The 19,388-nt window shown below is 66.0% G+C and carries 16 protein-coding genes; 11 read left to right on the top strand and 5 right to left on the bottom strand.

The features are described from left to right. The first annotated feature begins 69 nt into the window (after positions 1–69). Entirely contained in the window at positions 70–2,532 is a 2,463-nt protein-coding gene (locus tag FM113_RS16150) for an S-layer homology domain-containing protein (RefSeq protein ID WP_087015858.1), read from the top strand. Positions 2,533–2,625: 93 nt separating this feature from the next. On the opposite strand, the gene FM113_RS16145 is transcribed toward FM113_RS16150, so the two are convergent. The 3 genes from FM113_RS16145 to FM113_RS16135 form a co-directional block, all read right to left on the bottom strand. Continuing rightward, a complete protein-coding gene (locus FM113_RS16145; protein WP_087015870.1) occupies positions 2,626–4,530 on the bottom strand; it encodes a glycosyltransferase in 1,905 nt (634 codons plus the stop codon). Between the two features lie 91 nt (positions 4,531–4,621). Further along, a complete protein-coding gene (locus tag FM113_RS16140) occupies positions 4,622–4,981 on the bottom strand; it encodes a hypothetical protein (protein ID WP_087015869.1) in 360 nt (119 codons plus the stop codon). 5 nt (positions 4,982–4,986) lie between these two features. Then, complete coding sequence (locus FM113_RS16135) at positions 4,987–6,351, bottom strand: O-antigen ligase (RefSeq protein ID WP_254909056.1); 1,365 nt, start codon at positions 6,349–6,351, stop codon at positions 4,987–4,989. A gap of 124 nt (positions 6,352–6,475) precedes the next feature. Here FM113_RS16135 and manA point away from each other — a divergent pair, with 124 nt between their 5' ends. From manA to FM113_RS16110, 5 genes are all read left to right on the top strand, one after another. Further along, positions 6,476–7,741 carry a mannose-6-phosphate isomerase, class I gene (gene manA / locus FM113_RS16130; RefSeq protein ID WP_176387269.1) on the top strand — a complete coding sequence of 422 codons (1,266 nt, stop codon included), beginning with the start codon at positions 6,476–6,478 and terminating at the stop codon, positions 7,739–7,741. An 86-nt stretch (positions 7,742–7,827) separates the two neighbouring features. After that, the gene (locus FM113_RS16125) at positions 7,828–8,286 is read left to right on the top strand and encodes a hypothetical protein (RefSeq protein ID WP_087015867.1); all 459 of its coding nucleotides are present in this window, start codon (positions 7,828–7,830) and stop codon (positions 8,284–8,286) included. Continuing rightward, positions 8,286–9,230 carry a bifunctional riboflavin kinase/FAD synthetase gene (locus tag FM113_RS16120; protein WP_087015856.1) on the top strand — a complete coding sequence of 315 codons (945 nt, stop codon included), beginning with the start codon at positions 8,286–8,288 and terminating at the stop codon, positions 9,228–9,230. Before FM113_RS16125 ends, FM113_RS16120 begins: the two co-directional genes overlap by 1 nt. A 190-nt stretch (positions 9,231–9,420) precedes the next feature. Then, entirely contained in the window at positions 9,421–11,583 is a 2,163-nt protein-coding gene (locus FM113_RS16115; protein WP_087015855.1) for a DEAD/DEAH box helicase, read from the top strand. Between the two features lie 128 nt (positions 11,584–11,711). Then, the gene (locus FM113_RS16110; protein WP_087015854.1) at positions 11,712–12,764 is read left to right on the top strand and encodes a 6-phosphofructokinase; all 1,053 of its coding nucleotides are present in this window, start codon (positions 11,712–11,714) and stop codon (positions 12,762–12,764) included. An 18-nt stretch (positions 12,765–12,782) separates the two neighbouring features. On the opposite strand, the gene FM113_RS16105 is transcribed toward FM113_RS16110, so the two are convergent. Beyond that, complete coding sequence (locus FM113_RS16105; protein ID WP_087015866.1) at positions 12,783–13,007, bottom strand: glutaredoxin domain-containing protein; 225 nt, start codon at positions 13,005–13,007, stop codon at positions 12,783–12,785. Positions 13,008–13,300: 293 nt separating this feature from the next. On the opposite strand from FM113_RS16105, the gene FM113_RS16100 reads away from it, so the two are divergent. From FM113_RS16100 to ilvA, 5 genes are all read left to right on the top strand, one after another. After that, the gene (locus tag FM113_RS16100; protein WP_087015853.1) at positions 13,301–14,668 is read left to right on the top strand and encodes an inorganic phosphate transporter; all 1,368 of its coding nucleotides are present in this window, start codon (positions 13,301–13,303) and stop codon (positions 14,666–14,668) included. Next, positions 14,665–14,958 (top strand): hypothetical protein, encoded by a 294-nt coding sequence (locus FM113_RS16095; protein WP_087015852.1) that lies wholly within the window; start codon positions 14,665–14,667, stop codon positions 14,956–14,958. Before FM113_RS16100 ends, FM113_RS16095 begins: the two co-directional genes overlap by 4 nt. Positions 14,959–15,075: 117 nt before the next feature. Beyond that, on the top strand, positions 15,076–16,479 hold the full coding sequence (locus FM113_RS16090) for an aldehyde dehydrogenase family protein (RefSeq protein WP_087015851.1): 1,404 nt from the start codon (positions 15,076–15,078) through the stop codon (positions 16,477–16,479). Between the two features lie 83 nt (positions 16,480–16,562). Next, on the top strand, positions 16,563–17,762 hold the full coding sequence (locus FM113_RS16085) for an AI-2E family transporter (RefSeq protein WP_087015850.1): 1,200 nt from the start codon (positions 16,563–16,565) through the stop codon (positions 17,760–17,762). After that, entirely contained in the window at positions 17,759–19,003 is a 1,245-nt protein-coding gene (gene ilvA / locus FM113_RS16080) for a threonine ammonia-lyase (RefSeq protein WP_087015849.1), read from the top strand. Before FM113_RS16085 ends, ilvA begins: the two co-directional genes overlap by 4 nt. Positions 19,004–19,143: 140 nt before the next feature. Here the strand turns inward: ilvA and FM113_RS16075 are convergent. Further along, on the bottom strand, positions 19,144–19,388 hold a 245-nt coding region (locus FM113_RS16075; protein WP_254908868.1), incomplete at its 5' end, for an IS30 family transposase.

The raw sequence follows: 19,388 nt of genomic DNA, 5'->3' as shown, positions 1-19,388 counted from the left end.
GATTCTGAATGCGGCGTGTGAACACGTAGGGTAATTCCTGGGAAACCCGTCCCCGGTGAAAGGAACCCTGTGCGTTCACCCCTGAAACCCCTCCTCGGAGCGGCCCTGGCGATCGGCGTGGCGCTGAGCGCAAGCCCTGCCATTGCGGTCGCTCCGCCGCCCGTCATCCCGTCTCCCGAGACCACAGTGCAAGGTCCGAATACCGACCCGACCACCACCGATCCGGGGACTTCGGAACCCAGCGTGACTGAGCCGGCCGAACCTGGCACAGACCCCGGCACCGATTCCGGGGAGCCCGAAACCCCGGACGCCGGCGTGACCGAGCCCGAGGTTCCCGGCGATGACAGCGACCCCACGGTTGTCACCCCGGAGACCGACGTCACCGACGTCACCGACGACACAGACGCTCCCGATCTGGCTGACAACGCTGAGGTGGATCCCGAGCTGTTGACCGAGGCGCCCGACTCACTGTCGGTATCGGGGACGATCGCGATCGTGTCCGACGAGGGGGCGCATCCCACATACACCGGCGGCCCCGTTGCCGGTGGAGATGAAACGGCACACGATGAGGCCGGTCACGCTGAGGGTGAACTCCTGTCCGGGCGCGTGCTTGTCGCGACCGACGAGGGTCCGCTCGTAGAAATTGATCCGGCGCTTATCGGCGACGATGTTGTGACCGGCGACCGGTTCGAGGGTGCCCTGGCGCTCGACGCTGCGGCCCAGACTGCGGTCGAGAGCGAGATCGCCGAGAGCGGTCCCGTCGCCGTCGCCGATGCGCTGACGGTCGCGAGCAATCCCGGCGGCGAGGGCGGTCCGGTTCCCGGCGTAGCGGGCAGCGCGATTCCCGGGTTCGCGGTCGCTGGGGCTCCTGCGAAGAAGTCGCACGGTGTCGACCTGGTGTTCGTGACCGGTGGCGGGAATCCGTCGGCAGCGTCACTCAAGAAGCTCGTGACAGACGCGGGCGCGTATTGGAAGAACCAGAGCAATGGAGCGATTTCTGGGCTTCCCGTAAACGCCCAGAAGACGATCACCCCGAAATACAATAGCAAGACCCTGCGATGCGACGCCGGGTCCACGAACACCCTCTGGGAGCTGGGCGCCAAAGCGTTTGGGAAGAGCGCGGCTTCCTACCTGAAGTCCGGACGCCATCTTGTGGTCGTGGTGGATGACAGCTGTGGGAGTCTCTCCGGCAACGTGGCCGGTTGGGGCACTATCGGATCGCTGCACTCGGGCGGCCTCGTCTGGATCGACTCCGGGGTTCGGAACAGTTACGCTTCGAAGGGCGTCCACGAAACGACGGGGCTGCTCGCCCACGAGATCGGCCACAACCTGGGACTGGGACACGGCAACGCCAGGTTCTGCTCCGGGAAGGCCACCGACGCGAAAATGAGCAACGGCCGTCCGGCATCACCGTGCTGGGACACGAGCTACGGAGACCCGTACAACGTGATGGGCAGCGGCTCAGGCTACGGCGGGACGCAACCCCCCGCGCTCGCCATCGCGCAGAAGCACCAGCTGGGTGTCGCACCAGCAGGATCCGTCAAGACGGTGAATGCCGCGGGCGGTCGGTCCCAGACCTTCACGCTGCAGCCGGGTGGCGCTACCACGGGCCTACGCGGCCTGAAAGTTGAAAGCCCCACAGGCGGCACTTACTATGTCGAGTTCCGCTCCCCGGTGGGACAAGACTCGAAGATCGGTTTGTCGAGCAGTTCCTCGTATTACTATCTCGACTTTGGGGCCACACGCTCGTATTTCCAATACCGCGGTGTGCGGGTGCTGAAACCCTACACTGAGCGCTACAGCGGTGTCGCCGCAAAGGCGAGCACGGTGACCTCGGTGTGGGACACAGTTGCTGGGCAGAACGGCCGCTTCCAGACCATGCGCGCCGGCAAGAATTCCACGCCTTGGAACAGCACCGCCCGCGTCACGGTGGTGTCGGTTGGCGGCACCGCGAAGGTCCGTGTCGACTTCACGCCGTTCATTGACGTGCCGTACGAGCACAAGTTCGGCAAGGAGATCAACTGGATGAGCTCGGCGAAGCTCTCGACGGGCATGAACGCCGGTGGCTCGCTGCGCAAGTACGCTCCGAAGAGCAATGTGACGCGTGAAGCGATGGCTGCGTTCCTCTACCGTCTCGAGGCTCCGAAGAATTACAAGGCTCCGAAGAAGTCGCCCTTCAAGGACGTGCCAACCAACCACAAGTTCTACAAGGAGATCGCGTGGATGTACACGTCCGGGCTCTCCACAGGAATCAAGACTGCGGGTGGGCGAACCTACGCCCCAAAGTCCAGTGTGACGCGTGAGGCGATGGCCGCGTTCATCTACCGGCTCGAGGGCTCCAAGTACTCGGGGGCCAAGAAGTCACCGTTTGCTGATATGAAGCCCGGCCAGAAGTTCTACAAGGAGATCACCTGGATGTACTCCTCTGGTCTCTCGACAGGCATCAACAAGAATGGCAAGCGGATCTATAGCCCGAAGGGCAACGTGACCCGCGAAGCGATGGCAGCCTTCATCTACCGCCTGAAGCACTAGCAACCGTGGGGTGCGCCAGGCGGCGCACCCCACCGCACGGCAAACGCCCCCGAAGATCCACTGGATCCTCGAGGGCGTTTGTCGTTTCGTGACCTAGCGGCCGTCGAAGGTCTTGCGCCACTCCTCGACTGAGGTCATCTGCGGCAGCGCGGCGCGGTACTCGGCCGCGAGCCGGTCCCAGTCCTTCTCGATCTGGCGGCTGAGACCCTGGGCCTCGCGCAGCAGGCGGCGGAACTTCGCCCGGTCGTGTCGATACCACATCTTTCCGCTGCCGTCCGCGGCCCCCACGATCACGCTCGAGTGGTGCGGGATCCGCCACCACAGCGCGTCCCGCTTGGAGTACTCGAGTTCGGGTGCGCGCTGCTCCGCCTCGGCGCTGTTACGGCGCCAGTGGCGAGGCAGCATCCGTGCCGTGAACAGGCCGAGCCCCAAGCCGGTGGGGTAGTCCGTCGGCTTTTCGAGCAGCGGCAGCGCACGCCCGCCGACCGCGACCGGGGTATCTGTATCGCCCGGACGGTACACCCGGGTCTCGGGGAAGTCCTTCGCGCGGGCGCGCGCTTCCGGCATATCCCGGGAGATGTCGTCGTGCAGCCCAGCCGGGCCACGGAGCACGGAACGCATGCCGTCAACCGCGAGCTGTACCGCGTAATACTGCATGTTGAGTAGCTTCTTGAGGTCTTGACGGCTGCTGTTCTGCATCAGCTTGCCGCTGCGCGGGCGATCCGAGTGCAGCAGCCCCGCGATGATCCGGTTGCGGGTGTGGAAGAACGCCTGCCAGTCCTGAGAATCGTCCTTGTCGAGCCACGACACGTGCCAGAGGGCGACACCCGGGAGGGACACTGTGCGGTAGCCGGCAGCGCGGGCGCGGAGGCCGTATTCGGCGTCGTCCCACTTGATGAACACCGGGAGCGAGAGCCCGATCTCAGCGATGATCTTCTTCGGGATCATGCACATCCACCACCCGTTGTAGTCCGAGTCGAGGCGGGCGTGCATCCACTTGGTCTGTCGCAGGTTGCGCTTGCGGAAGTCGTGCCGGTGCTGCTCTTCGAAGGAGGGCCCCCACATGAATGGGTCGGGGCGTACAACCTCGGCCCAGGCGTGGATGACCGGCTTGTCGAGCAGATCGAACATGTGGCCGCCGACGATCACCGGTTCGCGGCTGAAGCGTCCGAACTGGAGCGCGCGCAGCGCACTCTCGGTCTCGAACTCCACGTCGTCGTCGAGCAGCAGCAGGAAGTCGCTGTCCTCACGCTCGAGCGTCTCCGCCATGGACCGGGAGAAGCCGCCGGATCCGCCGAGGTTGCCCTGCTCAATGACCTGCAATTTGTCGCCGAGCCGCTCGGCGACAGCGTCGTAGCCCGCCTCGTCGCGGACCTTCCGCGTGCCCTGATCCACCAGAAAAATCCGGTCAATCCCCTCAAGCAGCGCGGGGTTTTCCGCGATGTTGGCGAGGGTCGCCACACAGTAGTCCGGCTTGTTGTAGGTGGTCATGCCGAGGCTCAGCTTGCCGGTAACAACCGGGGTCGCGTCGGCGCTCCAGTTGCCCGCCTCGAGCACCATGTCTTCGGTGCTCGCAATGAGGTCGAACCAGTACCAGCCGCCGTCACTGAAGGACGTGAGGGGGAGTTCAAAGACCGACTCCACGCTGCCCGATACCTTTCGGGAATCCACGCGCTGCTGTACGCCACCCGCGTTGGAGCGGTACACGATCACGGTGCCAGGGCCGCTGGTACGGAGCGTCAGCCGCACCGAGTCAACCACGGTCCAGCGCTGCCAATAGGCGGCCGGGAACGCGTTGAAGTAGCTCGCGAATGAGACGCGCTGGCCGGAGCGCACGCGGCTGCTCGACCGGGAGAGCACGTTATCGATGTGCGCGTTTTCGCTCAGCCGGACGTGCCGACTCCCGATCTTGGACCAGGTTTCGGCGTCTGCGTACAACGGCAGCACATCGGGATCTTGGTCAAGGGGGAAGACGATCGACTGGAGCGTTGTCGGCATCGAGGACACGCCTCTCTTTCCGGGTGGGCGGCACATAATCAGCGCTCAGTCTAGCGCCGGATCATGAGGGTCCCACCCGGGCAGGCCGCGGCTACTCGGGGGAGAGGTGCTCTCCCGCACGCCAGACCGCGACGGTGAGCTCGGGGCTCGCCGCCGAGATTTCCCGTAACAGCTCAAACTCGACGCGATCCGCGTTGCGGCGGTGCTCTTCCGCGTCCGGCCCGCCGGCGCGCGCCGCGAGTCGTGCCAAGCCGAACTCCGCGAGGCGTCCGCTCTCTTCGAGGAGCTCAGTGCGGAGCTCGGACACCACGAAGTCGTCGACGTCGGGGATTTCCTCAACCGCGATTGCGGGATCGACGCCCTCGCGGGCCCGCCGTTCGAGGATTGTGTCGCGCTCGAGCCGCGCAAAGCCGCGGAGCTGCTCGAGCCGTTCTGCAGTGATGGGAAGCATACCGGTCACCGGGGAACCGTCGGAATGACGCCGGTTTTCGTGTGCACCGGGATCGGGACGCGACGCCACGGCACCCGCGTAGGTTCCGCGTCGAGTGAAGGGAGCTGATAGTCGAAGCGGGATTTCACTGCGATCAACACGAGCAGGACCCAGTTCCCTTCGATGAGCAGGCGGCTCTCAGTAAATGACTGCACGAGCAGTGCCACGATCACGAGCAGCGGCCACAGTGCGCTCGTCGCGTAGGGCAGCGGCGGGCCGAAGCCGCGACGCGGGGCGTCCACGGCACGGAACCAGACCCGCCAGGTCGCGAGGAGCACGAGCGGTGCGAACACAAGCACGCCAACGATCCCGAGCTGGAACCACACATCGAGCCAGGCGTTGTGGGCGCTCATCACCGGGATTCCGGCCTTCACGTCAAGTGACGCGAACGGTTCCGCCCACGGGGCCCAGTAACTGACCCATCCCCAGCCAAACCAGGGGCGCTGCTCGGCGAGATTGATGACGGCCTGCCAGGTCTCGAGTCGCCCGGTCATGTCTCCGCTTTTGCCGAGCAGACCAAATACGAACTCACGGGCAAACAGCACCAGGCCAAGCGCCGCTGCGAACAGTGCGGTCGCGACAATGTACAGGGGAACCCGGCCCTCTGGCCCGAGTCTGCGCGCCCACAGCGCGAGCGCGAGCACCACGAGTACAGCGAGCAGCGCCACCCATACGGTCGCCCCCCGGGTGAGGAGGATGACCGCGGCTGCGGCGACCACCCAGCACCAGCCGGCGAAGCGGCTCACGAGGCCGGCGCGCAGCTGGATCCCGAAGACGATGAGGGCGAGCAGCCCGATGAAGCCAAAGAGTACGGAGCTCGCAACGATCCCCTGGATTGGGCCGCCCGCGAACAGGAGATCCCGGCTCCAGTACAGCAGCTTCGAGACCTTCTCCCCTTCGTCGGGGCGGTCGATGAAGTTCTGGAACACCGGTTCTCGCACGAACAGGGACACCCACAGTTCGAACGCGAAGGAGACCCCGATGATCCAGCGCAGTGCGGTCCCCAGGGTGCGCAGCACTTCGTGCCAGGTGAGGACAAAAGCCAGGACCACCGCGAGCACGGTTGTCGCGATTTGCGCGGTTACGCCGAGCACGCTCTCGAACCGGTATTGCGACCACGCGATCGAGGCGAGCGCGAGCGCGAGGAACCAGTACAGGGGGGCCGGGAGCCGATACCAGCGGAAGCGCTCCGGCTTTTCGCGGATGAAGATCACCACTCCGACGGCGGTGAGCACCACGGCGATGCCAAGGAAGCCCCACCAGCCCACGAGATTTCGTACGCCGTTGCTGCCGAGCGTGAGGATGAATACGCAGATCGCGTATGCGCTCACGCCCAGTCTGGTCCTGCTTTCCGCCATAGTCGGTATGGTAGAGCATGGCGTGCACGGGACCCCGTATGCCCAGGTTTCGCTGGGGCGTTCCCGGAAGCCTCCGCCCCAATCTCCGAGGAGCGTTGTGCTGATTTTCATCGAGAACACTCCGCGCGCGTATGCGTGGGGCTCGACGGACGCACTCGCCGAAATGCTCGGTACCTCGCCCACGGGGGAGCCGCAGGCCGAGCTCTGGCTGGGCACGCACCCCGGTAGCCCAGCGCACATTGCGAAGGCGACGCCGGTGGAACACACGCTCATCGACCTCGTGCAGGGCGACCCGGATCGCTACGGCGTCGATGGCGGCCCGCTCCCGTTCCTGCTGAAGGTGCTCGCAATTGGCGCACCATTGTCCTTGCAGGTGCACCCGGACGAGGCGCAGGCCGCAGCGGGGTTTGCCGCGGAGGAGGCCGCCGGGATCCCGCGCGATGCTCGTGAACGCAACTATGGGGACGCGCGGCACAAGCCAGAACTCCTCGTCGCCTTGAGTGAGGTGACCGCGCTCAGCGGCTTCCGCTCCCTGGCGGCCGCCCGGCGCGAACTACACCTCTTGGCCGCGTGTGCCCGCACTCGGGGTGCCACGGCGGGTGCTGATGCGCTCGACTCGGCCGCGGCTCGGCTCGGGAGTCACGATCCAGCGGCAGCGCGACTCGACTTCATCACGTGGGCTTTCGACGCCAACACGGAAGCGGCGGCCGCGCTGCTCGCGCTGCCCGAGGCAATCGCGGAGCGCGCCACCTCCGCCGAGGCGGACCAGGACCGGATCGCCGCACTGCAGCGTCTCCTCGATACCCACCCCGGTGATCCCGGAGTGCTCGTCTCCCTGTTGCTGCACCACGTGCGGCTGGCCCCGGGCGAGGCCCTGTTCCTGCCCGCGCGACAGCTACACGCGTATCTGGGCGGGATCGCGGTCGAGGTCATGGCCGCGTCTGACAATGTGCTGCGGGCCGGTCTCACCGAGAAGCACGTCGACGTGGCCGAACTCTGCCGGGTCCTTGACGCCGGCGAGATCGCCGAACCGCGGTTCCCCGAGCGGGTGCTCGCGCCGGGACTCATCGCCTGGCAGCCCGGCATCCCTGACTTTCAGCTGCTCCGGGCCCATGTGTGTGATCCGGCGGACGACGACTCGGGTCTCCGGGTGCCGGATCACGTTGCTGCCGGTGAGGTTGAGGTCGCGGCGGCGCACCCGATCGTGCTCGTGGTGACCGCTGGCCGGGTGCGCGTTGAGCGGCTCGCGACCGAGTTCTCCGAGGTCGCGACCGCGCGACGCGGCCAGTCCCTCTACGTCTCGGCGGGTGATCCGATCCGGCTCACCGGTTCGGGTGAGGTCTTCCTCGCGACCGTGGGGTAACGATGGCCCGGCCGACAGGCGCGGTCGGAGCCGGGGAGAGTACACTGGGGGCCGTGTCGAATCCAGCAGCATCCCTCCCGGGCAGCGTGCCCCAGTCCCGCAGCGAGCGGCTGAGCGGGCTCGGGCGCGTGCTCATCGCCGTCTACATCGTGCTCGCCATCGCGGCTACATTCCGCTCGGTGTATCAGATCATCTCGAAGTTCGATGAAGCCCCGCTGGCGTACTCGCTCTCGGCGGTGGCGGGCGTCGTCTACATCGTGGCCACAGTGGCGCTCATCATGGGCATCAAGGGCACGCACACGTCCTCGGGCCGGGTATGGCGCGCGGTCGCGTGGATTGCGCTCGCTTTTGAGCTCAGCGGGGTGCTGATCGTGGGCACCCTCAGCCTGGTCTCCCCTGAGCTGTTCGCGCACCCGTCGGTGTGGTCGACGTTCGGGATCGGCTACGGCTTCATTCCGCTCGTGCTGCCCGTGCTCGGCCTGATCTGGTTGCGGCGCACCGGACGTGCCACGAGCTCGGCGGTCGCCGCGGAGGCCACAGCCTGATGCGGGTCATTCAGACCCTCGCCGAGATCGTCCCCGCAGACTTCGAGGTCGGGAGCTGTGTGGCGATCGGCAAGTTTGACGGTCTCCACCTGGGGCACCAGTCCATCCTGCGTCGCCTCGTCGCGGATGCGCGCGCCGACCGCCAGCTTGCGGTGGTGTTCACCTTCGCGAACAACCCGCTGAGCTTCCTCAACCCGGAACGCTGCCCGCAACCGCTGATGAGCCGCGCTCAGCGTCTCGAAGCTTTTGCAGCTGCCGGGGTAGACGTGTGCGTCATGGTCGAGTTCGACGCGGATTTTGCGGCCATTCCGGCACCTGAATTTGTGACGGAGGTGCTCGTGGACCAGCTTCACGCTCGCCACGTCATCATGGGCTCAGACTTTCGTTTCGGCCACCGCGGGGCCGGCGACGGTGCGCTGCTGCGGGAACTCGGCGATACCCACGGCTTCACCGCGGAGTCCGTCGCCTGGGTCGAAGACCCCCTTGTGGGATCCATGTCGTCGTCGCGTACTCGCGACGCGGTGCTTGCCGGTGATGTCGAAACGGCGTCCCGCATGTTGGGCCGCCCGCCCGCTGTGCGCGCAGAGGTTGTGCACGGCGACGCCCGCGGCCGCGAGCTTGGCTTCCCGACCGCCAATCTTGGCGGCACCGTTGAGGGGCTTGTGCCCGCCGACGGCGTGTACGCCGGGTGGGTGCTGCTCGGTGCGGAGCGTGAACGCCGCATCGCGGCAATTTCCGTCGGCAATAATCCGACCTTCACCCCTAATGAGCAGTCTCGGGTCGAGGCGTTTGTACTCGACTTCGAGGGAGACCTCTACGGGCAGCCGATCGAAGTGCAGTTCGCCCACCGCTTGCGCGGCACTGTACGGTTCGAGTCGCTCGACGACCTGCTCGTGCAGATGCACGCCGACGTCGTGGAAACGCGTCGCCTGCTCGAGAGCTGAGGACGCCGACCCGCCCGACCCGCCCGGGGGGCTGCCGGGGACCCGGTCACGGGTGGTACCATGTGGAGTACGGTCGTATCCGCGAGTGTTCTGCGAGCCCCATGCCGCGCATGAGGTCAGGCTCGTTCACTGGTGTCCGGCCCCGGCTCGGTACGAGATCCGAGACCGTCCACGCTGATCAGGAGATCCATTGGCATCCAACACTGCCACGCGTCAGTCCGCTGGGAAGAATTCTTCTTCGCGCAACTCGAATGCGTCCTCGCGGTCGAACAGTCGCCGCAAGCACACTCACAACGAGGGCATCATTCCGCTGCTCGCGCGCGCCGTTCGAGAGGTTGAAGCCTCCGCACAGCGCGGCAAGGCGACCCCGGCGAACCGCACCAAGTTCCACGTCATCGCGCTGCTGATGCGCGAGGAGCGCGCTCGGATTAAGACTGACGAGACTGTGAGCGACTCGGAGCGCGCGGAGACGCTGAAGCGGCTCGACGGCGTTGCGGCGATCCTCGCCAAGACCGCGGCACGCGACACGAGCCTGATCACGCTGCTTGAACCGACCGCCACGATCAGCGAGGCCACGCGTCAGCTGAAGCGCAAGATGCTCACCCAGGCCGGCTTCGAGCTGCCCGAGGAGGAGAAGGCCGCACCCGAGCCCGTGAAGGCCTACGTGCCGCCGGAGCTTGCCGAGCGCCAGGTCGAGCCCTCGGGCATCGATGCCCGGATGCTGTCGAACCCCTTCCTCGCGCCGAATCTCACGCCGCCGCAGCAGCCCACGCCGGTGGTGCGTCTCGCGAACTGGGAGCTGCTCGGCCCGCTCTTGAAATCGTTCGAGCAGGGCGGTGCCGGATCCGCGTGCATGCCGCTTCCCGAGCCGCCGGTGCCGGATCGTCTTGCCCCCGCCGGGCGCGAGCTGATGGACCACCAAGCGCGATTCCTTGCGAGCGTTCGTGACGGGCACCGCAGCTTCCTCCTCGCTGATGAGCCGGGCCTGGGGAAGACGGCACAGTCCGTCATTGCGGCGTCGGTGGCCGACGCCTACCCACTGCTCGTTGTGGTCCCGAACGTCGTGAAGATGAACTGGGCTCGCGAAGTGGAGCGGTGGACCCCGCAGCGCCGCGTCACCGTGATTCATGGTGATGGCCGCGACATCGACGCGTTCGCCGATGTGTTTGTGGTGAACTACGAAATTCTGGATCGGCATCTGAGCTGGATCTCACGCTTCGGGTTCAAGGGCATGGTCGTCGATGAGGCGCACATGATCAAGAACGTGCAGTCGCAGCGCTCGCGCAATGTGCTCGCGATCGCGGAAAGCATCCGCGAGCGTACCCCGGGCACCTCCCCGCTGCTTATCGCCCTGACCGGCACGCCGCTCATCAACGACATCGATGATTTCCGTGCGATTTGGCGTTTCCTCGGCTGGACCGATGCGGAAAAGCCCGGCCCGGAGCTCATGGCCAAGCTCGAGAACAACGGCTGGACTCCCGCGGACGCAGCGTTCTACCCCGAGGCGCGACAGAGCGTCGTTGAGATGGGGATCGTGCGCCGTCGCAAGATCGATGTCGCCGCCGATCTGCCCGCAAAGCGGATCGTCGATCTGCCCGTGGAGCTTGACGACGAGTACGGTCGCGGCATCCGGGATGCTGAGGCGAAACTGGCGCGCAAGCTTGTGGACCGCTTTACCGCCGTCAAGAAGGGGAAGCTGGGCGAGAAGCTCAGTGACGAGGCGATCATTCGCATGGTGTGCGCGCAAGAGCTCGAGGAGTCCCACGCTTCGGCGGACGGGCTCAACGTCTTCACGATGGTGCGTCAGATCGGCCAGGCCAAGGCGGCGCTTGCCGCGGACTACACAGCCCAGCTCGCACGTTCCGTGGGCAAGGTTGTGTTCTTCGCCAAGCACATCGACGTTATGGATCGTGCCGAGGCGCAGCTTGCCGAGGCCGGCCTGAAGACTGTGTCGATCCGCGGCGATCAGAGCGCGACGTTCCGGCAGGAACAGATCGACGCGTTCAACAAGGACCCCGAGGTTTCGGTCGCGGTGTGCTCGCTGACGGCCGCCGGCGTCGGCGTGAACCTGCAGGCCTCCTCCAACGTGGTGCTCGCAGAGCTCAGCTGGACCGATGCCGAGCAGACGCAGGCGATCGACCGCGTACACCGCATCGGCCAGGATGAGCCCGTCACCGCGTGGCGCATTGTCGCAGCGCAGACGATCGACGCGAAGATCGCTGAGCTGATCGATGGCAAGGCCGGCCTGGCCGCCCGCGCCCTCGACGGGGCTGAAGCGAAGGACGAGAACGAGGATTCGGTCCAGCTGCTCGCGCTCATGGGCGTGCTGCAGCGCGCACTTGGCACCGTGTAGCACGCGTTCCTGTCGCGGGGTGGTTGCCTTCGGGCAGCCACCCCGTTGTCGTCTCTGGGCCAGCTAGCATGGACGGCAGTGCGTCGCGGCGATCCGCCGCGATCGCCAGGCTGATCGTGAGGAGCGCGATGCGCATCGGAGTGCTGTGCTCGGGCGGCGACAGCCCCGGAATGAATGCGGCCATTCGAGGTGCGGTGTTGCGCGGCGTCGACGTGCACGGCTTCGAGATTGTCGGCTTCATGGACGGCTGGCGTGGATTTCACGACGGGGAGTACATTCCGCTCGACAGGCTCGCCGTCCGCGGGCTCTCGCCACGGGGTGGAGTTGTCATTGGTACGAGCCGAGTGCCGCCGTTCCCGGGCGGCCTAGGCACACCGGAGGCGCTCCGGGCGGTGGCGGATCGGCTCGCAGATTACGGGCTTGACGGGCTGTTGCTCATCGGTGGCAATGGGACCCAGACTGTTGCTCGCATGCTCTCGGATGCCGGGATCCGAGTGATCGGGCTCCCGAAAACAATCGACAACGACCTGGGCGGTACGGACTACACGTTTGGCTTCGACACTGCCGTCTCGATCGCGGCGGAAGCAATCGACAGGCTTCGCACCACGGGGGAGTCGCATCGGCGATGCATGGTGCTTGAGGTGATGGGCCGTGACGCAGGCTGGATCGCGCTGCACGCCGGAATGGCGGGCGGGGCGCAGGTCACGCTCGTACCCGAGTTCCCGGAGACGATCGAGCAGATCGCCGCCTGGGTGCTGAGCGTGCGTGACCGGGGACGCTCATCACTCGTTGTGGTCGCTGAGGGCTTCCGGCTCGCGGGGGCTGAGCTCGGGGCTCCTGAGCATCAAGTGACGCGTGAGGGCCGGGACGGTTTCGGTCGGCCGCGATTAGGCGGGGTGGCCGAGGTGCTGGCGCCGCTCATCGAGGAGCGCACCGGTGTGGAGACCCGTGCCACCGTCTTGGGGCACGTCCAGCGCGGCGGATCGCCGACAGCGTTCGACAGGGTGCTCGCGACGCGAACCGGCATTGCTGCAGCGGACGCGGTTGAGCGCGCCGAATGGGGCTCGATGGCGGGTCTGCGCGGTGACACGATCGAGATGGTGCCGCTCGCCGCCGCGGTGGGTGCGCTCAAAACGGTCCCCGAGGCGCGCTACGCGGAAGTGCGCCGCAACTTCGGATAACCGAGGCGGAGCGGCCGGCTAGAGGCCGAGCTTGGCCTTGACGTCGTTGAGCGACGGGTTTGTGGCGGTCGTGCCGTCGGGGAAGATCACCGTCGGCACGGTCTGGTTGCCACCGTTTGCCTCCATAACGAGCTCCGGCGTGCCCGGAGTGTTCTCGATGTCGATCTCGGTGTAGCCGATCCCCGTCTTGTCGAGCATCATCTTGAGTCGTTTGCAGTAGCCACACCACTCGGTCGAGAACATGGTGATGGTGCCGGTCTCGGGTACAAAGTCGGTCAGCTGCACGGTGCTCACGGATGCTCCTTCGATGGTGTGATCTGGACGTCAGTCTAGCGCCGACGTGAGGCACGGAGCTGGGGTCGCACACACCCGAGTGAACGGGAGGTAAACGGGGGTACCTGAGCTTGACCTGACCCCGCCAAGGTGGAACCATGAGTGTGGCGCTCGCATGTCAACTCCTCCCAGCTGAACGTTCGGTGAAGTTCTGGTGACATCGCGAGTGATCCACGGCCCCTGCTCCCGAACGAAAGACGCCGGTGGAACTCACACTCGTCGTGCTGCTGGTCATCGTACTGGCCCTTTTCTTTGACTTCACCAACGGCTTTCACGACACTGCGAACGCGATGGCCACGCCCATTGCCACGGGTGCCCTGAAGCCGAAGACCGCGGTGCTGCTTGCCGCGATCCTCAACCTCGTCGGCGCGTTTTTGTCGACCGAGGTTGCCAAGACGATTTCCGGCGGCCTGATCAATGAGGGAGACGGCGGCGTGCTGATCAGCCCCGCGATGATCTTCGCTGGTCTCATCGGGGCGATCGTGTGGAACCTGCTGACCTGGCTCTACGGCCTGCCGTCGAGCTCCTCGCACGCCCTCTTCGGTGGCCTGATCGGTGCCGCAATCGTGGGTGCGGGATTCTCCGCCATCAACGGTGGCGTGTTCCTCTCCAAGATCATCATTCCCGCACTCGCGGCCCCGCTGACCGCCGGCCTCGTGGCGTTCACCGCCACCAAGGTGGCGTACGCGATCACCAAGCGTCACGACGGGAAGAAGGACGGGCGCGGGCGGTTCCGCTACGCCCAGATCGCTTCCTCATCGCTGATCGCGCTGGCGCACGGAACCAACGACGCGCAGAAGACGATGGGCGTGATTACGCTGACGCTCGTCGCCGCGAACATGCAGGATCCGGATACCGGTCCCCACCTCTGGGTCATCGTGACCTGTGCACTCGCTATCGCGCTCGGCACCTACTCGGGCGGCTGGCGGATCATCCGCACCCTCGGTGCTGGCCTGACCCAGGTCAAACCCGCACAGGGCTTTGCCGCCGAGGCGAGCACCGCGGCAACGATCCTCGCATCGAGCCACCTCGGTTTTGCGCTCTCGACAACCCAGGTGGCCTCCGGCTCGGTCATCGGCTCGGGCCTCGGCCGCAAGGGGTCAACTGTCCGCTGGCGTACAGTGGGCCGGATCGCCTCCGGGTGGCTGTTCACGCTTCCCGCTGCCGGCGCAGTCGGTGCCATCGCCGCTCTGATCGCTCATCTGGGCATGATTGGCATCATCATTGATGCCGTCCTCGGGCTCGGCTTTATCCTCTTCATCTTCTGGCGCTCGAGCCGCAACAAAGTTGACCACTCTAACGCCATTCCGGTGCCTGACGTTGCCGAGTCCGGTTACGCCGTGCGTATCCGCAAGGGCAAGGTCAAGCCTGTCCGCACCAAGACGGGCACGATGCCGCAGCTCACCCCGGTGGCGCAGTCCGCGGTGCGCGACGACGTCGCAGCGCGCGAGGCTGAGAAAGCAGCCCGCGCGGCCGAGCGCTCGGAGCAGGAATCCGAGAAGGTGGAGCGGGCTGCGAAGGCTGATCGCGCCGAGAATACCGATACGCCCAAGACGGGAGATCCCCGATGATCGACTGGATGTCCTTCCTCATCGTGTTCGTGGCGGCGCTCGTCTCCGCGGTGTTTGTCGTCGCCCTCTACTCGCTCGGAATTCGTTTCCTCGCGACTCCGCCGCCACCCGCTCCGCGCCCAGACGGGACCTACGAGCCCAACGGGCCGTCCCGGGACGATGAGGACGACGACGTCGACCTCGAGCGCCCGGTCTGGGCGACCTGGGCCGCGCGGATTTGCTTCGCACTTTCCGCACTCGCGGCGCTGGTCGGGATCTTCCTGATTATCCCGGCCCTGCACTTCTGGTAAATCAGCCGCTCACAACGGGCGCGGGATCCACTCCTCACGGTGTGATCCCGCGCCCGTTGTGTGTCCGCGGGCTTTTCCCTGATCCCGTGCTGCGGCTCCGGGAGTAAGGTGGGCCGCATGGAGTACACCTCAGTCGATCGGATTCCCGGAATCGTCGCCGGGCTGCGCCACACCTTCACCAGCGGGATCACCCGGCCTGAGGCCTGGCGACGGGATCAACTGCAGCGGATTCGCACCCTCCTGATCGAGCGGGGGCCGGAGTTCGAGGCCGCTCTGCACCAGGACCTTGGAAAGTCCGGTGTGGAAGCGCAGCTCACCGAGATTGGGTTTCTCATCGCCGAGATCGACCATGCCCTCGGACGGCTGAGCCGCTGGATGCGCCCCCGCCGTGTGGGGGTGCCGCTCGCCGTGCTCCCCGCGAGTGCGCGCATTGTCCCGGAGCCGCTCGGGGTCGCGCTCGTGATTGCGCCCTGGAATTATCCGCTGATGCTCGCGCTCTCCCCGGTCATCGGTGCCCTTGCCGCGGGCAACGCGGTCGTGGTGAAACCGAGTGAGCTCGCACCCGCAACCGCGGAATTGATTGCTCGCCTGGTCCCGGACGCCCTCGATCAGCGCGCCGTCGCTGTTGTGACAGGCGCGGTTCCCGAGACCACCGCGCTGCTCGCGGAGCGCTTCGACCACATTTTCTACACAGGCAATGGCCGTGTGGGGCGGATCGTGGCCCGCGCCGCTGCCGAGCACCTCACCCCGATCACACTCGAACTCGGCGGGAAGTCACCCGTCTACGTGGATGATTCGGTACCGATCGCGGAGACTGCCCGCCGGATCGTGTGGGGCAAATTCATGAACGCCGGGCAAACCTGCGTCGCCCCGGACTATGTGCTCGGAACCCCAGCCGTCCTCACCCGCCTCGCGCCCGCGCTGCGGGACGCGATCCACGAGCTGTACGGTTCCGCGAGCGCAGCGAACCCCGACTACGGGCGCATTATTACGGACGCGCAGTTCGCGCGGCTGATCGGTTACCTCGGCGACGGTGAGGTGCTGGCCGGAGGCGAGTACGATGCGACTTCGCGGTGGATCGCGCCGACAGTCCTGGGGAATGTGTCGCCCGAGAGCGGGGTGATGCAGGAGGAAATTTTCGGGCCGATCCTGCCCCTGGTCGGGGTCCCGGATCTCGACGCTGCGCTTGCCTTCGTGACCGCGCGCGACAAGCCGCTGGCAGCGTATGTCTTTAGCTCGACGAGGGAGGTGCGCGACCGCTGGGAGTCAGAGACAAGCTCGGGCGCCCTCAACTTCGGGATCCCCGTGCTGCACCTTGTGGCGCACGAGCTTCCGTTTGGTGGGGTCGGAGAAAGTGGCACGGGGGCCTACCACGGAGAACGATCGTTCCTGACCTTCAGCCATGAAAAGGCGGTGCTGTCCAAGCCGCTCTCTCCCGAGACACTCGCCGCGACGATCATGCCGCCCTTCACCCGGAACAAGGCCGGGCTGGCGCGCGGAGGCATGCGGCGGTTGCTCTGATGAGGCATCCCGCGGCCGGGGCGCGCTCGCACTCCGATGCTCGGTTCACGGCTCGCGCATGTGCGCCTCGCTAGGATTGTGCCGTGGACGAGCATACGACCCCGAACGGGGCAAGCAAAGGCGGCAGCGCTGCCAGTGAGCTGCCGCTCGGATTCCGGGTCGCGGCCGCGTGGTCCTGGCGCCTGATCATCATCGGGCTCGCGTTTGCGGGTTTCCTGTGGCTGATCGTGCAGGTGCGGATCATCGTGATCCCGCTCCTCGTCGCGATCCTGCTGACCGCACTGCTCGCCCCCGTCGTCGAGTGGTTTGTGCGGCGCGGTGCCCCCCGATGGATGGGGGTGCTCACTGCGCTTGTGCTGTTCGTTGGGGCCGTGTGGATCCTGATCAGCTTGATCGTCAGCCAGCTCAAACACGGATTGCAAGACCTTTCCACCCGCTCGGAAGAGGTCTGGTGGGAAATGCTGCACTGGATCGAGGACAACAAACTCGGTATCAGCGCCGACCAGATCGCGGGCTTCTTCTCCCAGTTGATGAAAGCGGTTGAAGAGAACCAGGGCGCGATCTGGAATGGCGCGCTCGGCGTTGCCACCTCGGCGGGGCAGTTCGTTACCGGCCTCCTGCTGACGATCTTCTCGCTGATTTTCATGCTCATCGACGGGAAACGCATCTGGTACTGGGTGCTCGGCTTCCTGCCCGCCCGGGCTCACGCCCCGTTCGATGCCGCCGGCCACGCCGGCTGGGTATCCGTGGGGCAGTACGTGCGTGTGCAGATCTTCGTCGCCTTCGTGGACGCAGTCGGAATTGGTGCCGGTGCGGCCCTGCTCGGGGTACCGTTGCCCATCCCGATCGCGGTGCTCGTGTTCCTCGGATCCTTCATCCCATTCCTCGGTGCGATCACGACGGGCCTGCTCGCCGCGTTCATCGCACTTGTGTACAACGGCCCGATCAACGCACTGCTGATGCTCGGCGTCGTGATCCTCGTGAACCAGATCGAGGGCCACGTGCTGCAGCCACTTGTCATGGGCAACGCCGTCAAGGTTCACCCGCTGGGCGTGGTTCTCGCGGTTTCCACAGGTGCGCTGCTCGCGGGAATTCCCGGGGCGCTATTCGCGGTGCCGCTGGCGGCGGCCGCGAACTCGATCGTGAACACGCTCGTGAAACGGCAGTGGGAACCCGGGATCGACCCGGTAGCCGACTACCACAGACGCAATAGCACCGCGGCCGAAGCGAAACATCGGGCCCGACACGTCGCCAAACTGACCCGCAAGAAAGGACTCTCATGACTCACACCACGACCGCCCCCACTCTCGAAGAGTTCGGACGTGCGCTCGGGATTGTGCACCAGGTCACGCGACGGACGCCGCTCGAATCCTCCCGTTTCCTCGCAGAGATCCTTGACGTCCCGAAGGTGTATCTCAAGTGTGAGAATCTGCAGCGCACCGGGGCGTATAAGCTCCGCGGAGCGTACAACAGGCTCTCGCAGCTCTCTGCCGAAGAACGCGCACGGGGGGTCGTCGCGGCCTCCGCCGGGAATCACGCCCAGGGTGTCGCCTTCGCTGCCCGGGAGCTCGGCATTGCCGCCACAATCTTCATGCCGCTCGGTGTTGCCCTGCCCAAGCTGCAGGCGACCCGGAACTACGGGGCCGACGTGCAACTCGTGGGGGCTACCTTCGACGAGACGAACCGGGCCGCGCAGGCGTTTGTTGCGGAAACCGGGGCACTGTTCATCCCGCCGTTCGACGACGCTGCCGTGATCGAGGGCCAGGGCACGATTGCGCTGGAGATGCTCGACATTGCGCCGGACATCGAGAACCTGATCGTGCCGATCGGCGGCGGCGGCCTCATTGCCGGTGTCGCTTCGGCCGCGAAGCAGTGGGCCGCAGCTCAGAGGCGCGAGATCCGCGTGATCGGGGTGCAAGCGGAAAATGCCGCCCCCTATCCCTCTTCGCTTGCCGCGGGGGAGCCCGTCACAATCCAGACGAAGTCGACGATCGCTGACGGGATCGCCGTGGCGCGTCCCGGCGTGCTGAACTTTGACCTTGTGCAGGAGTACGTTGACGAGGTCGTGACTGTCAGCGATGACGACATTGCGCGCGCCATCGTGATGCTTCTTGAGCGAGCAAAGCTTGTCGTGGAGCCGGCGGGTGCCGCCGGTGTCGCGGCGATGCTTACGGGCCAACTGAAGGTCACGGGTCCCACGGCGACGATCCTGTCGGGTGGCAACATCGACCCGCTGCTGCTGCAGCGCGTGATCGGTCACGGCCTTGCCGCCGCTGCGCGCTACACGAAGCTCCGGATCCTGCTCCCCGATGTCCCGGGTCAGCTTGTCCGGACGGCGACCATTGTCGCCGAGCAGAACGCGAACGTCATCGAGGTGATCCACACCCGTCACGCGACCGAGTTGCCCGTGAGTGAGGTGGAGCTCGAACTGCACGTGGAGACCCGCGGCATCGAGCACGGCGAGGCGGTCGCGCAGGCGCTCCGCGACGCCGGCTACTCGGTCCGCGTCGGCGAGCGCTACTAGCGCACCCTGGCGCGGCCCGGGTTGCCCGCCGAGCTCGGGTTGCCGCTGGGCCCGGGTGCCGACCGCGCCCGGGTGCCGGGGTTCCCGTAGGTGCGCCCTCATCTACCACGACGCGTTTTATCTACACCGACCCGGCGGTCTCAGGTGGTGAGTGCAACACCCCTGAGGTACTCGTCTAGTGTCTCAGCCGGCGTATTAAACCCCAACGTCTTCCGCGGGCGAGCATTCAGCAAGTCCTGCATCTGCTGGAGCTCGTCCTCGGACACGTTATTGAAGTTCGTGCCCTTGGGATAGAAATCACGGATGAGTCCGTTGAGGTTCTCGTTCGATCCCCGCTGCCAGGGCGAGTGGGGATCACAAATAAACACCGGGATCCCCGAATCGA

Source organism: Leucobacter sp. 7(1), from assembly GCF_900163635.1.
Lineage (GTDB): Bacteria > Actinomycetota > Actinomycetes > Actinomycetales > Microbacteriaceae > Leucobacter.
The sequence above is the reverse complement of the archived record's forward strand: the minus strand, read 5'-3'. Positions and strand labels throughout refer to the sequence as shown.